Consider the following 15,365-nt stretch of genomic DNA (forward strand, 5'->3'; position numbering starts at 1 on the left):
CGGAGGTATTTATAGGTTTTAATATATAGGGACTCCGCCCCTCATGACCTGCTTGAGATTTATTTAGCCGAGTTCACGATTGAGGCGGCGGATTTCTTTGTAAAGTTTTTCTTGGATGCGTTTGCGATAGATATAAACAGTATTGCACTTAATACCGATGTTTTCGGCAATAGTTTCACACTTGGTACCAGTGCTGAGTTGAGCGTAAACTTCTTGGACATTGTCGTTAAAATCAGCTTTTACATTATTCCAGGCTAAGTCACAGATATAATGCTCCCATTCACGATCGGCAATCGCTTCGATTTCGGCATCAGTTACTTTATTATTAAAGCCTTTGCCTTCTTCCACTTCCTCCAAACCTTCGATAGATTCATGACTATAAGCTTTCTTAGCAATATAGTTCCGGACAGTATTGACTGTAACGGTACGCAACCAGCCGCGAAAATAACCCTTGTCGGGATCATAGTTGAATTCGGGGAGATGTTTCCAGATTTTAATAATAATCATTTGGGTAATTTCTAAGGCATCATGATGACGTATATTTAGACCTTTGGTGATCATATAAATATAAGGACGGTAATACTCATTGAACTCATCCCAGGAAGAATCATCATGAGTGTTTTTTACTCGCTGTAATAAAGTCGCATTAGTTAACCAATCAGTCATGTCATCTCCTAGCTATGATTTAATATATGTATCAGAGTGGGTGCTTCAAGGTTTTTATTGAATGACTTGAGTATCTGCCATGAAGGAAATTATTTTTTTGATACCATTTTTGTAGATAGTATATGAGTGCTTACCTTCAGACTTATCGTAAATGACTTTGAATTTTGAAGCTTTTTGACCTTCTTTTAGGGGTTCAAGAATATGAAAAAACTGGGGTTCATGATTCGATTTTTTTATGGTTTGTAGGGCCCAGGCAGGACGTCCCTGCATTTTTTTCTGTTCGTAGGAAATGAGACCTTTTTCTTTTTCTAGTTGAACGCCTTTTTCAATATTGAGTTGGTGAATATGCAGGTTGGGACCCGTTTTAAATTTGGTTTTAATAAAGGATTGATTCATTTCGATTTCACTTGGTGTGAGTTGGAAATGAAGACGTAATTCTCCCTTGGCAGAACCAAGTGCCTTGTCGTGAATGAGGAAATATTCTTGATCAATAAAAGCAATGGTACGTTGGTGTGTGAGCTCGGGATATGACTGATTCTCAATGGTGAGAATGCTAAGACTAGGTTCATTTTCCCAATGAGTCATTTTAGCTTTGAGCTGAATGTTTTTTCTATCGAGTGTCATGGTTTGGTGGGCTACGCTACTTCTAAACCAGGCTCTCAAGGCTTGTTCTTTGGGGTCATCACTATTGTAGATATAGCTACCTGAATCATTCATGAAATTACGTCCATAAGCATATAAACCGAAAGTGCCGTTGTCGATATTATTATGCCAAGCACCTGAAGTGTCATTCGCTTTTATAGGCATGAAAATTGATTGTTCATCCCAGCCAGAACGTAAGAAGTAAAAACCACTGACAGGATAAGCTTTGGATAACTCTTTGGGAGCTTTACCTTTTTTGCCAGAACTCGCAAGGTACTGATAGAAAGTATTCTCTGGATAAGCTTTCAAATGATGCTTAATAAGCATGCGTCGCACAGTGCCAGCTTTCTTTTTCCATGCATCACCAAATTGGCAATAAGTCATATCAGGATAGGCTTGATAAGCATAAATCTCATACATTTTTTCAAGTCTTTCATGAAAGCTTTGTGGTAGGCGATCAGCCAAATTTTGTGCTTCAAGTTTTTTATAGAAATCAGTAAAAAGGTGGATGTACATGAGGTGATAAGAAAAAACTAATTCTTTATTCATGCCATCTTCAAAAATTTCCGTATCCATTAATTGAGGATACTTCGCTAAGACTTCATCGGTCCATTCAGCTGACTTTTTGAATTCAGGGAAAGTAATGGCGGAAGTTAAAACACCATCTAAATCAGCTAAGAGGTGATTGCCTTTAGCGGCATGAACTTTGCGAATTTGTTCAGTTTGATGATGCTGCATATAGAGCACATTGAGTAAGAGTTCCGGAGTGAATTCCTTGGAGTGAATGAAATAAGGAAATACATAAATGAGGTTGCGATTGCGATTCTCGCATTCCATTCCTCGACGAATGAACCAGGGGTGACTTTTCTCTATAGGAAAAAGCTTAGTGATATATGAATTGAGTTCACTTTGCCATTCATCAAAATAGCGAGTGTCACCTGTGTTATAATAGCTCCTCGCTAAGGCCGGCCACCAATTAAATCGATGAAATTGGAAAAGCCACTCGGCATCATGTACCATTTTTCCTTGATAAGTGGCTTTACTCACCCAATCAATTTCTTCGCCACGACAGAGTTCTGGATAAGATTTATTTCCCTTTAAATAATGCTTGAGGCTGAGATTGGCAGATCTTAAATCTAGCTCTGAAAGAGTTTCTTTTTTAGGACGAGGGAATTGCAAACGATAATATTCTAAGAGTGCTAGACTCGCTTGCTGATAATGCTGTTGTTCAAAATGAGCTTTGACTTGCTTTAAGGCTTCTTGATCAAGATCTAAAAAACTGAGGATTTCTTGAGGTTCTAAAGCAATCTTGTTGATATCCCAATCAAGAGATTTGTCCAAAGATTTTAAAGGGAGGTCTACATTTCCCTTGCTTACAGGATTAGAGCTCTCGCTCTGACATGAAGACAAGAACAGGGCGGCACAAAAAGTGAGGGAAATGATTGAAATATTTTTTCTCATGAAAACCTTTTTCTTTGGTAATACCAATCAAATACTTTAAACATGACAAATGCTAGACCTTTTTATTAGGCAAGTGTCACAAGTATTGAAAATTCATGGTATCACCTAAGAAAGGAAAATCTTATTTTATGAAAATATTACTATTGCTGACTTTATACTTTTTTGCGTTCACCCATGTTTATGCGGAGCGTCCCAATATAATAATGATCGTGGGAGACGATATCGGCTTTTCTGATATAGGTGCTTATGGTTCAGAAATCTCAACACCCAATTTGGATAAGCTCGCAGACAAAGGCATGCGCTTTCGTCAATTTAATAATATGTCAAAATGTAACCCGACGCGTTCTTCTTTAATGACGGGTCTCTACACAGAGCAGCCAGGTGCGTATTGCTTCGTACAAAAAATGCGTGAAGCGGGCTATCACACCATGTTTGCAGGCAAACAACATTTGGATCCTTGGGTTCCTAAAAAAGTCTTCGCTAAAAATAGTTTTGATCGTTGGTTCGAGAGTCCCTTTTCAGCTTTTATGATTAAAAAAGATGGTGGCTACCCACAGTATAATCGCGATGATCGAAGAGCCTTATTTGAGCTCAATGGAACCATGCTTGATGTGACTGAGCTAGAAACGACTCAGCCCTTTCATAAAACAGATGCTACAAGTGATTACGCCCTTAAGTTTTTAGACGAAGCAAAAACACTAGACAAGCCATTTTTCATGTACGTAGCCTATCATGCGGCGCATTTTCCTTTGCATGCGACGCCAAAGGATATTGCCAAATATCGCGATGTGTATCGCGAGGGATGGGATGAAATCCGTAAGCAACGTTTTGCCAAACAGCAGCGTTTAGGAATCGTCAAAAATCAGACTCGTTTGAGTGAAGTGAGTCGTAATATTAATCAAACCCGCCAGCCAAGTAAAGAAGATTTTTTAGAGAAACGCAAGCAGAGCATGTACCATCGCCCTTGGAAAGATCTCACTGAACTTGAAAGAGATGACTTGAGTTTAGAAATGGCCGTCTTTGCTGCGATGGTTGACCGTATGGATCAGAATATTGGTCGAGTTATTGATAAACTTGAAGAAATGGGCGTACGAGAAAATACACTCATTTTGTTTTTTTCAGATAATGGTTCATGTCCCTATGACTTTAATCGCAGTTATGAGTATCCACCCGGCGTCCCCGAGGGCTATCGCTCACTTTCAGCCGCTTGGGCCAATGTGGGAAATACACCTTTTCGATATTATAAACAATATGGCCACCGTGGAGGTATGAGTACTCATTTGATTGCTAATTGGCCCCATGAAATTAAAGCAGGGATTTTTTCAGATAGACTGAGCCATGTCATTGACTTAGCACCAACAATGATGGACTTAGCTAGGATAGATAAGAAGCAATACCAAGATTTACCCGGTTTAAGCCTCGTCAAAGAATTTAAGTCAGAGCCCAGTCCTCAACATGAATTTATTTTTGGTGGTTATGAAGGTTTCTATGCGTATCAGGAGGGAGACTGGAAAATTATCCAAGTGAATAGCGAAGTCGATAAGTGGCAACTCTATAATATAAAAAATGACCCCACAGAAATCGAGAATTTAGCAAGCAAATTCCCTCAGCGCGTACAAGACTTATTGATCAATATGAAACAGCGCCAAGAACTTCCAGAAATACTTTAGCAGCCTGTCCGACCTTGAGGGTATTTATACGTGCGCCCCCTTTTTTAGTAGGGCCCCGAGGGCTCCTCGCCCACCGGAGGTATTTATACTGGGGTTTCACCCCAGGCTAAGTACATTCACCCTCGCCGAGGGTGTGAAATCATGCTCCATTTTTTCAAATACAATGATTTTCATGACTTTAAGCTATTATGTGTAAATGAATTAGATATATGTGATGACCTTTAATTTGACTCATAGGTTTAATCTATCTTGTCGCCAAACTAAAGGCAATTCTTTGTAGGGAGCTCGAAGAGCTTAGGGATTTAGCCATTGACTTAAGTCCGTGGTTTTTGAATAACCGCATCGTGCGTGCCGAAGGTACGCTGCAGAGCTTTAGTTTCATACCTTCGGCATGAATCTCATTTTTCAACAATAGCCACCGGATAAATCAGGTGGCTACCATAACTACATACCTTCGGTATATACTTAAGTCCCCCTACCATTAAAGGGCCTTCGTCAGATGGGAAATTACTATTTTTCCGTACAACAAAGTGTTGACCACGCGACATTCTTTTCGAACTGATCTTACGGATTTAAGAGCTTAATTAACTTAGAACTTAAGTTTTAGCGTTTTGTCTTTTTCAGTGACAATAATTTCCTTTCCTTGGATAGAAATTTGCGGCGGGTTTTTAAGGTTTTTCTGTGGCACTAAAAGAGTCAAAAAACGTACAGGCTTATCGGTGGTTTTATGTAAACTATAATTCCAGGCAGACCGTGCTTCTTTGTGAGTGATGAAATAAGACACCCATCCTTCTTCGGTATTCATCGAGGGTCTTGTGTTTGTCATGGGTATGCCCTGTACGAGCAGGTTATTTCCATCTTTGTATGTGGTTGCTGCCGTCAGTTCAGCAGTGCTGATTTTGACCGGTGCAGGATTGAGTTGGTAGTGAACTTGTACTTCGCCAGCGGCACTACCAGTAGCTTCGTCCATAATCAAGAAATATTTCTGATCGATAAACCATATCGTGCGGTCGTGACGAAGGCCAGGGTAGGATTGATTAGCGACCTTGAGCTTAGCCCAGTTTTCAGTTTCAAGGTATTCGGGGGAGTAGGGCTTTGAATCCACATCTTTCCCATTGAGCGTTAAGGTTTGGTGATTTCGGCTAGCTTGAAACCATTGGCGCCAAGCTTGGTCATCGGGATTGGAACTGCCGTAGATATAGGATCCAGAATCTGACATGAAATTACGGCCGTTGGAATAGAGCAGGAAAGTTCCGTTGTCCGGCTGATTGTGCCATGGTCCACCGATAGAGTTTTTGAGAATCAGGATGCTTGAATCTTCGTCCCAGCCATTGCGAAAGGAATAAAAACCGCTTTCCGGATATTGGGCATTGCGAGCGGCAGGTGGAGTCGCGGGCTGGCCCTGAAAGCGTTTAGCAAAGTAGTTGAGGCTATCAAGGTTGGGGTAACGCTGGGCGTAAGTATCGAGCAGGTAGCCATAGCGGGATTCAGCAAGACCATTAAGGATTTTGCGGTATTTCCAGGCATCACCAAACTGGGGCACAGTGAAGTCGGGCAGCATAAACTCAGCAAAGGCGCCATGCATACGTTTTACGAGTGGGGCGAAATCTTCGGGAAGCTGATTTTCGATACCGTGCTTTTTGGTGATTTCATAAACACGGGAAAAGAGCTCGATATACATGGTATGATAACTGAAGACCATTTCACGATTGATGCCGTCATTATAGATGGTTTTGAAAAGCTGACCAGGCAAGCGACTCATGGGCTCTGCTCTCCATTCACTAGCTTTTTTGAATTCGGGCATTTCAACACCGTTGACTAGAACCTGAGTTAATTCGCCGATTAAGTGATTGCCTTTTTTTGAGTAAGCGCGGCGGATATGCTCGGCATTTTTGTGAAAAGTTCCTAAGAAAAAGAGCAGGGTTTCTGCATCAAAAGCTGACGATTTGATCATGAAAGGGATACTCTTGATATAATTTGCGCAACGATTGTCCGTTTCCATTCCACGACGTGCACACCAGGGGGCCTTGGACAGCTCTGGAAAGCTTCTATGGTGCGTAATCATTTCATAGAGCCATTCATTGAAGTAACTTTCGTCTTTGGTGTCGGAGTATCTTTTGGCCAGTTGATTCCACCAATTGAGGCGTTGGTACTGAAAGAGCCATTCTTTGGAATGAATGACTTGACCCTTGATGACGGCCTTGCCGATCCAATCAAGATCGAGACCCCTAAAAGCGGGTGGGTAGTTTTTGTTACCCTTGATGATATGTGCTAATGCTTGATCGGCAATTTTTATTTGTTCTTGGTCCAGAGCTTCGTAGGCAGGCATTTGACTAAATTTGTCTTGGTAATAACGCAGTAATTCACTCTTTGCTTTGGCGTAGTTTTTTTCCTCTATGGCAGCTTTAAGCTGATTAAGGCCCGGTAGGTTAAGGTCCAAAAGTTTAGCGATTTGCTGGATGCTATAATTATCCTGATGTTTATCGTATTCATTTCGCCAATTTTCAAGATAGTCATTTACGTGCCTTTTGACTTGCATCGGAGTCTCCGCCGCAGTCAAAGATGTCATAGTTAGACCGATTAGTATTAATAAAATTTTATTCATACGCAATTCCCTTAAAGAGTTAGTTTAAGCAGGTCAGGGCGGAAGTTCGCCCTGTTTTAGTCCCGCAAGTTTTCTCTTGGTATTACTGATGAAACTGAGCATAAATGACAAAAGTTATAGAGTTAATCTATTTTTTTGTAAAGTTTAACTCGGGGAAGCGTTCGATAATATCGGATTCGAAGGGGGGATAACCATCATTGGCTTGCACAGGGCCATTTGTAATACGCCCATCTTTGATTTCTTTAGTGAGAATCGTGATTAGCTTATGCACTGTTTCAGGATTTTTATCATGTAGGTTATGCTCTTCTTTGGGATCATCTTTCATATTGTAGAGCTGAATGAGGGGCAGGTCTTTGATGGCTTCTTTATCACGATCAATATGGGGGAATCCGCGGCCTCCTGAGTGAGCACAGAGTACGAGTTTCCAATCACCCTTGCGGATCGCAAAATAACCTGAGCTACTATGATGAATAGTTGTTAAACGTTGGGTTTTTCCGCTGGCGGTCAATTCGGATAAAAATGAGAAGCTATCTTCGGCGGTATTGGCGGGGATTTCTGAAAGGGCACCAGTGGCATCAGCAGCGGTGGCAAAGAAATCTGTTGTGCAGATTGTGCTATCAGAAAGAGAACCGGCCTTGATTTGAGCGGGCCAGCGCACGATGAAGGGCACGCGATGGCCACCCTCGAAGATATCGCTCTTGGCACCACGCCAGGGAGCATTGGGGAAATGCCCCTTGCTCTGCAAGTCGTCAATATCCGCATCGGGTGAGCAACCGTTATCAGCAGTAAAAATGACCATGGTATTTTCACTTAAACCCTGATGCTGTAGTTCGCTTAAAACTTCGCCTACGACCCAATCAGTCTCCATAAGGAAATCTCCGTAGGGACCAATCGAGGATTTACCCTGCCATTTTTTGGAAGGCGAGACGGGTGTGTGAGGCGAGGTGAGCGGCAGGTAGAGAAAGAAGGGCTTATCAGCTGATTGCTGGGCAATGAATTGACGTGACTTTTGAGCCAGCTTAATGAGGCTTAGGCTAGCATCAAAATCCTCAGTGGCTGGACCGGGACGACGATTGAATGAATTGCAAATATCTGGGGTTCCTAGTACGCGATCATTCTCAAGGTAGACGTAGGGAGGCATATCGAGTGAGGCACCAACCCCCCAGAAGCTATCGAATCCAAAAGATGCGGGACCAATGATCGGTTTGGTGAAATCTACATTCCAGCCCTTGCCGATACCGGGTTTTGCTTTTGGGTGATCCACAAGATTCTTGCGGGGAGAGACTTTTTTTCCTTTGGGTAAATTCTGCCAGCCAATTCCTAGATGCCATTTGCCAATCATGGCGGTTTTATAGCCCTGGTTTTTGAGGTAGTCGGCTACGGTAAGGCGATGCTCTTTTATGAGTGGGGGTTTGAAACCACTGAGTACACCTTTCTTCAGAGTACTACGCCAGTTGTAGCGTCCCGTTAAGATCCCGTAGCGGGTGGGAGTACAAACTGAACTAGAGGTGTGGGCGTCGGTGAAGCGCATACCTTCAGCGGCGAGCCAATCACAGTGGGGGGTGGCGGCTTTGCCACCCGTATGACTCATGTCACCATAACCCATGTCATCGGCTAGGATAAAAATGATATTGGGTTTTTCTGTGGCGGCAGAACTGAGCCCGCTGAAGAGTAGAAAAAAAGTATTTTGTAAGGCACAAAAAATTCCTTTTTAAGGTTTAGAGAGTTTTTGATGATGTCAGGTCTACTTAACAACAAGCTTTTTTTGCAGACGAGGCAGTTCAGCCCCTCGCCCGCAAGGACTCGCTAGTCCTTGATTCAGCAAAGATTAAATTAGATTGATTACATACACTGTGGCTAAGTTATTCAGTTTTTTGGGTGAGATAGAAATAGAATTGTTTATAAGTCGCCAATCTAAGGGTGTTCCCTCGATGTCGGTAATTGATTTAATTTTTAAATTGTTTGATACTGGGCTAGTTAGAATCAGTTTTTTATTCTGGGGTGGGGCACCCAGACTTATTGCGTAGACCGTTTTTTTGTCCTTTGACATGGTATAGCGGATATCTTTGTAACTGTATTTGAGGTTCAAAAAAAAGTCTTTGTTGTTCAGTCCTGGTGGAGGTGCTGTAGAAGGACCTTCAGCTGCCGTAATCCAGGGACGAGTTGAGTAAATAGCCTTACCACTTTCCTTTAGCCATTGGCCCATTTTCAACAGGACATTACGCTGGTCATCGGGGATAACTCCCTGTGAAGTTGGTGATATATTAAGGAGTAATACACCATTTTTACTGACTGTATCAATAAGTGAATGAAGCACCATGTCAACCGGTTTTATTTTCATATCTTTCGTGTAAGACCAGCTGTCGGTACTTAGGGTATCATCGGTCATCCAGAGCTCCGGCAGGGCTTTAGGTTCGCGAGATTTTTCGTGGTCATTGATTGTATAATCCAGCGGCAGATCATTTTGTTTACGGATGATGGCAACATTTTTATTGCGTTTCGCGGCTTCATTGAGATAGTATGCGGAAAAGCGTTGACGGTAGGATGCAGGGATCTGATCAAGCCAGCTATCAAACCATACGATATCAGGATCGTAGTTATCTATGACTTCCTCCAATTTCCCTAACCACATATCTTCATGCCATTGATCATGCGGCATATTACCATAGAGTTTTTGGAGCTCTGGGTCATCTGAGCTTGTTGCATGCCCCTCCAAATAAGGGAAGTGGCTATTGAAGCTTATACGTCTGGATTTGTCAGTAAAAGCATACTTTTTACGTTCTGTTTCATAGCTTTCAGAATTATGGCGTTGAAAGTTTTTAGCGTGATGAAATGTAGCGATCGTTTTAAGATTACGTTTTTTAAGTGAGCTAAATAACTCACCTAAAACATCTCTTTTGGGTCCTCGATCTTTGGCATTCCATGGAGTTAACTCTGAGTTCCACATTGAGAAACCGTCGTGGTGTTCCGCGACCGGGCCGGCAAACTTTGCACCTGCCAATTCGAATAATTCGGCCCATTCAGAAGGATCAAAATGTTTACCTGTGAATTGAGGAATGAATTTATGGTAAGGGTATTTAGAAGGGTGACCGTAAGTTTTTTCATGGTGTTTAAATACATTGTCACCATAAAAGGGACCTATTTTTTCGGAGTCGAACCACATGAGACGCGGATACCATTCGGTCATGTAGGCGGGGACTGAATAAGGTCCCCAGTGAAAATAAATCCCCAGTTTGGCATCTTCTAACCATTCAGGTGCAGGATCATGCTTGGCTAGAGAATCCCAGTTCGATGTATAGACCTTCTCACTTTGACAGCCTGTGAAGAAACTAGTCATTAAAATAAGCAGGATAAGTATATACTTTTTATGTATCATGCTTGTGCAGTAGCTTGTGTTAGAAGCATTGGGGTAGTGGCTGTTTTTTCTAATAGGAAGCTCAGCTGTTAGCTCAGTTTCACTGTGCGGTATATTATTCATTTAGTGACCCTTGGTATTTTTTGAAATAAGGAGTTCGAATCAAAATCATTATAGGAGGCTATTGCCGGCGTCTCAGTTTTATTCGACAACTTAAGAGTGCTGTTCATGCTTGAATTCCAGTGTTGATAAAACTGATGTTTTTAATAGTCTTGATTTCTTATTAGGTGATACAGCTCAGACAAAAGTCATGTGACATCTTTCAGAAGACTAATGATGGGTATCCTATCAAGGTGGTTATTTGATGGTCAAATATTATAAGTTAGGAAGGGGGCTTTACTGATCGGATCAGTCAGAATTCTTCTTTATTAATGTCCTAAAGTAAAGGCAGTCGAAATTATAATGCATTTTTATAGAATTTCTGGTGTGCGTTAGGTGATCTTTTCAGGGAGGCTAAGCTTTGAAAGGGAATGATTGATTATGGTGTCAGATAACTTGACCTCATGCCTCTAAAGAATATATTGTTTTATACTTTAGGAGTCTTCACCATGTCCGATTGGATCACTAACGCCACTTTGCTTCAGCGTGTCAAGAATCAGTACGATGATAAGTCTTGGGACGAATTTAATGAATATTATCGTCCCTATATCTATATGATTGTGAAGGGACTCAATATGCGTCATCACGATGCACAAGAATTAACGCAGTTGATTCTGATTAAGACTTGGAAGAATTTGCCCACTTTCGAATATGACCCAGACAAGGGATGTTTTCGCAGTTGGTTACGCCGGGTAGCGGTTAATTCTGTGAGAAACTATGTTGTCACCAAGGCTTACAAGCAAGTCTCACTCGATGCTCTGGAAGAGCAGGAAGGCCATGTCTATAGCGAACATGAATTCACTGAATCCGAGATTGAGAAAGTCGCGGATCGTGAATGGGAGAATTATATCTTTGGAATGGCGTGGGAGAATGTTAAAGATAAATTCAACGATAATATTCAAAATGTTTATGAGCAGTTATTACAAGACCTTGATCCCGAAGCGATAGCGGAAAATATTGGCATCAAGCGCAATACGGTCTACATCTACCGCAAGCGCGTCAATGAGAAGCTCTTCAAAGAAATTCGCCGCCTCAATTACGAATTGGGCTAGATTCTGGAAGTTTAAATCCTGTAGAAATGACGGGTATTTATTTCGGACCAAGATCCAAATACCATTTTCCCTTAGCCTATCTCACCTATTACTTTGGCAATGAATTAGATTTACTTTTGAATTCTGAAGCCATGGCTTAATCAAGCCTAGCTCGTGAGATCTAGGGCTGAGAAATACTTGAATAACTGAGTTCTGAAGCAAGGGATCAAAGTACTAATCCATGCTTTCAGCATTCATAATATATTGACAATCATATTTCCCAAGGCTTACGCCATTGGTCTTTATTAATTCATGCTTTCAGCATTATTAGCTAATACTTTTTCACTCTCTATTATTGCCGCCTGCATTCGTATAATAAGTGCAACACTTCTGTTAATTGCTTATAGCATAAACATCTATTGAGAATAACAAGACTCAGATGTACTCTGCTATAAGCGACCAAACCTAAAACAGAGGAGTCAGAAATGACATATGAACATCTGAGTCTTGAAGAAAGACACTACCTTGAAATTGAATTAAAGGCAGGCACATCGATCACTAAAATAGCAAAAAACTTAAATCGTAGTACAAGCACACTTTCACGAGAACTTAAACGTAATAAAGGTCTCCGTGGTTATCGAAACAAGCAAGCCAATGACTTTGCTCAAGAAAGACACAAAGTGAAACCAAAGGCTATTAAACTAACTGAAGAAGTTAAGGACTATATAGATGAGCATTTACTCAAGGATTGGAGCCCCGAACAAATTGTAGGTCGACTAAAAGATGACCAATCCATCTTACTTCATCATGAAACAGTTTATCAATATATTCTTAGAGATAAAGAATCAGGAGGTGAGCTATATAAGCTTCTACGTCATCAGAATAAAACTTATCGCAAACGTTATGGCAACCAGCATAGTCGTAATGGGATTCCCAATCGTGTGGATATAGACGAACGACCTGAGGCAGCTAATAAGCGAGAGCGTGTAGGCGACTGGGAGATGGATACTATTATAGGAAAAGCTCATAAAGGAGCCATTGTAACTATGGATGATCGAAAATCAAAACTGCGTCTAGCATTGCCTGTGTCTCATAAGAAAGCCACGCTTGTGAAAGATGCAATAATCTCTTTGCTAACACCGATCAAAGATTTGGTTCATACTCTTACATTTGATAATGGAAAAGAATTTACTCAGCATGAGACTATCTCCAAGGAATTGGAATGTAATAGTTATTTTGCTAAACCATATCACTCATGGGAACGAGGCCAAAACGAGAATGCTAATGGATTGTTACGGCAATACTTTCCTAAGTCTATGGCGCTTGATGGTATCAGTGAAAATGAAGTCATTATTGCGGTTGATAAACTTAATAGTAGACCTCGAAAATGTCTGAAATTTAAGACGCCATATGAAGTTTTTGAAAATTTAACTGGAATTAACTTAAGAAAATCAGTAGGTGTTGCACTTACTACTTGAATTCAGGCCGGATTAATAGGTCCGAAATTTTTGGCAAGCTAATTGAGCATAATTTAGATAAGAGATCTAAGGGGGCTGGAGGAGATGCAAGTTATTAGTATTGTCTCTATTATATAATAAATATAGAAGCTTTGCTCAAAGGGACTGTTATACAAGATTAATCATTGGCGATATAGGTCCATATTCCAGCGGGAGAAGTGGGGGTGCCGTTGCCTAGATTACTATAGATATGTAAGTTTTGTACGTGTCCATCAGTGAAAAGATAGGTAAACTTATAATTACCGTGAAGTCCCGAGCTTTCGCTTATTTGCTCTTCTGGATTTTCTAGATGTGAGTAATTATTGGCGCGACCAATATAGTTGGCCGTGAGTGGGTACTCAGAGATCATCGCAGTGCCAGCAGTATCCTCTACCGCAGTTGTTGTACGGCTTCCATTACGCCAAGCAACGCCGCCAAAATCTTGGCCTCCTCCAGGGATCATATCTTCTCCACGGATCATGGCGTAAGTTCTGCGGTAGAAATCTCCTGCTGCAGGGAGTTCATCATTTGGACAACGAAAGAGTTTCTCACCACCGGCATTATCGCTGGTAGGTATCCCATATTTTGCCATGAGTGTATTGCTTAAGGGGCGTCCGAGATAAATTGATACCTTATCATCCCATGCGTGACCACTCTCTAGTTTTTCATCCACGGGGGGATAGTAGTCATCATTATCATCGGTATAGAGTGAAATGGCAAGGCCTAGGGACTTGAGTTGATTGATACAAACGGCGGTCCTGGATTGTTTGCGAGCCTTGCCTAATACTGGTAATAAAAGTGAGGCTAGGATGCCAATGATTGCCACAACAAGCAGTAATTCGATCAGTGTAAAAGTTACTTGCTTATTTTTATTCATCTAGAAAGTCCTTATATCAATCTACGGTAGTTAAATTTAAAAAGCAAAAATGCGAGCGTTCTTATTAAGTAATACAGATGAAATAATGATAATGTGACAAAATCCATAAAAACTTAAAAATCGCTAGTTTTTTGGAATATTTCAAATATGATCTATCGTCACAAAATATCGAACAATAATTGTTAAAGATGCTCGATGCTATTTATCCACTTTAAATAAAGCGATAGAACTTAATCATCCTTCCAGTGAGTCCACATGCCTTCGGGTATGGCAGGTGTGCCAGCACCAATATTACTATAAACATGAATATTTTGTACATGACCATCGCTAAAAAGAAAGTTGTTTTTGGAGTCGCCATGAAGACCTTTATCCTCACTTAGTTGATCTGAAGGTTTACGAAGATGAGCATAGTTACTTGGATGACCAATCCAGTTGCCTGGAGAGGGGTATTCAGAAAGTATAGCGGTACCACTAAAGTCCTCAACAGAGCTAGCGGTACGACTTCCATGATCCCATGCAACACCAGTCCAATCACCTACGGTTGAACTTTTTGAATCCCAAATACTTCCACGAATCATTGCGTAACTCCTTCGAGCGAATCCACTAGGCGATTCATAGCTATCACTAGCGCATCGAAAAAGAGCTTCGCCTCCACTACTATTTGACGTAAGGTGTTTCTTCTGACTCATTTGAGCCGCAGTCCAGTTACGGCTTAGATAAGTGGAGATTTTATCATCCCAAGAATGATTTGTTACATTAAATTCATCAGCAGGAGGATAGTAATCGGCATTATCATCTTGATAGTTGAATATAGCTAAGGCAATACTTTTCTGTTGAGAAGCACAGACGGATCTTTTTGCTTTTTGTCTAGCTTTCCCTAAGGTGGGTAATAGTAAGGAAGCTAAAATCCCTAAAATCGCAATGACAACTAATAACTCAATAAGCGTAAAGGAGCTTCTGTTATTATTCATTGTTGAACTCCTTTGCTTTTGTTTGTGATTAAATTTTTTAAGAGAAAGTCATTTCTGTTATCAAAGCTCATACCGGATTGTAAGGCTCGAGCCGCATCATGCAGGGGAGCAGGTAGAATGGCCGTGCTACTAAAACGATAATCAATCGAGACCACAGAAATACCCTTGCTTAGCCAGAAATCATTTGATAATAGTTTATCTTTTTCTCCGCCAAGCCATGCTCCTCCATGAATATGAAAAAGTACTGGTGTTGGTTTATTTGAAGGTGCTTTCCAAAAGTTTAAAGTTTGTGAAGGGTCTTTGCCATAGGATATATTATTTAAAGTGGGGCTTATTCCTTCTTTAGCAGAAATGGAATTAAGTAAGAGTAAAATAAATCCCCAAAACATTTTTTTTCTATTAGTCAAAATAAAGCCTCATTTAGTAAAGTTA

11 protein-coding genes are annotated in these 15,365 nt (G+C 40.9%); 3 read left to right on the forward strand and 8 right to left on the reverse strand.

The annotated features are described in order from the left end of the window. Nucleotides 1-63 precede the first annotated feature (63 nt). Together PQO03_RS05665 and PQO03_RS05670 are read right to left on the reverse strand one after the other, a co-directional pair. Complete coding sequence (locus PQO03_RS05665) at nt 64-666, reverse strand: sigma-70 family RNA polymerase sigma factor (protein ID WP_274148559.1); 603 nt, start codon at nt 664-666, stop codon at nt 64-66. A 54-nt stretch (nt 667-720) separates the two neighbouring features. Further along, the gene (locus tag PQO03_RS05670; protein ID WP_274148561.1) at nt 721-2,769 is read right to left on the reverse strand and encodes an alginate lyase family protein; all 2,049 of its coding nucleotides are present in this window, start codon (nt 2,767-2,769) and stop codon (nt 721-723) included. Nucleotides 2,770-2,897: 128 nt separating this feature from the next. Between PQO03_RS05670 and PQO03_RS05675 the strand changes: the two genes are divergently transcribed. After that, nucleotides 2,898-4,439: a sulfatase-like hydrolase/transferase gene (locus PQO03_RS05675; protein WP_274148562.1), complete on the forward strand. Its 1,542-nt coding sequence runs from the start codon at nt 2,898-2,900 to the stop codon at nt 4,437-4,439. Between the two features lie 589 nt (nt 4,440-5,028). Here PQO03_RS05675 and PQO03_RS05680 read toward each other — a convergent pair. The 3 genes from PQO03_RS05680 to PQO03_RS05690 form a co-directional block, all read right to left on the reverse strand. Further along, the gene (locus PQO03_RS05680; protein WP_274148564.1) at nt 5,029-7,044 is read right to left on the reverse strand and encodes an alginate lyase family protein; all 2,016 of its coding nucleotides are present in this window, start codon (nt 7,042-7,044) and stop codon (nt 5,029-5,031) included. Between the two features lie 127 nt (nt 7,045-7,171). After that, the gene (locus PQO03_RS05685) at nt 7,172-8,749 is read right to left on the reverse strand and encodes a sulfatase family protein (RefSeq protein WP_337993446.1); all 1,578 of its coding nucleotides are present in this window, start codon (nt 8,747-8,749) and stop codon (nt 7,172-7,174) included. Between the two features lie 123 nt (nt 8,750-8,872). Then, complete coding sequence (locus tag PQO03_RS05690; RefSeq protein WP_274148566.1) at nt 8,873-10,522, reverse strand: alpha-L-fucosidase; 1,650 nt, start codon at nt 10,520-10,522, stop codon at nt 8,873-8,875. Nucleotides 10,523-11,007: 485 nt separating this feature from the next. On the opposite strand from PQO03_RS05690, the gene PQO03_RS05695 reads away from it, so the two are divergent. Continuing rightward, nucleotides 11,008-11,610, forward strand: coding sequence for an RNA polymerase sigma factor (locus PQO03_RS05695; protein WP_274148568.1), 603 nt, complete (start codon nt 11,008-11,010; stop codon nt 11,608-11,610). A gap of 464 nt (nt 11,611-12,074) precedes the next feature. After that, the gene (locus PQO03_RS05700; RefSeq protein ID WP_274148572.1) at nt 12,075-13,067 is read left to right on the forward strand and encodes an IS30 family transposase; all 993 of its coding nucleotides are present in this window, start codon (nt 12,075-12,077) and stop codon (nt 13,065-13,067) included. 157 nt (nt 13,068-13,224) lie between these two features. Here PQO03_RS05700 and PQO03_RS05705 read toward each other — a convergent pair whose 3' ends face one another. From PQO03_RS05705 to PQO03_RS05715, 3 genes are all read right to left on the reverse strand, one after another. Continuing rightward, nucleotides 13,225-13,962 carry a type II secretion system protein gene (locus PQO03_RS05705; RefSeq protein ID WP_274148573.1) on the reverse strand — a complete coding sequence of 246 codons (738 nt, stop codon included), beginning with the start codon at nt 13,960-13,962 and terminating at the stop codon, nt 13,225-13,227. 230 nt (nt 13,963-14,192) lie between these two features. Further along, complete coding sequence (locus PQO03_RS05710) at nt 14,193-14,933, reverse strand: type II secretion system protein (RefSeq protein WP_274148575.1); 741 nt, start codon at nt 14,931-14,933, stop codon at nt 14,193-14,195. Further along, nucleotides 14,930-15,340 (reverse strand): alpha/beta hydrolase, encoded by a 411-nt coding sequence (locus PQO03_RS05715; RefSeq protein WP_274148576.1) that lies wholly within the window; start codon nt 15,338-15,340, stop codon nt 14,930-14,932. Before PQO03_RS05715 ends, PQO03_RS05710 begins: the two co-directional genes overlap by 4 nt. Between the last annotated feature and the right edge of the window lie 25 nt (nt 15,341-15,365).

It is taken from the genome of Lentisphaera profundi, from assembly GCF_028728065.1.
In the GTDB taxonomy this organism is placed as follows: Bacteria; Verrucomicrobiota; Lentisphaeria; order Lentisphaerales; family Lentisphaeraceae; genus Lentisphaera; species Lentisphaera profundi.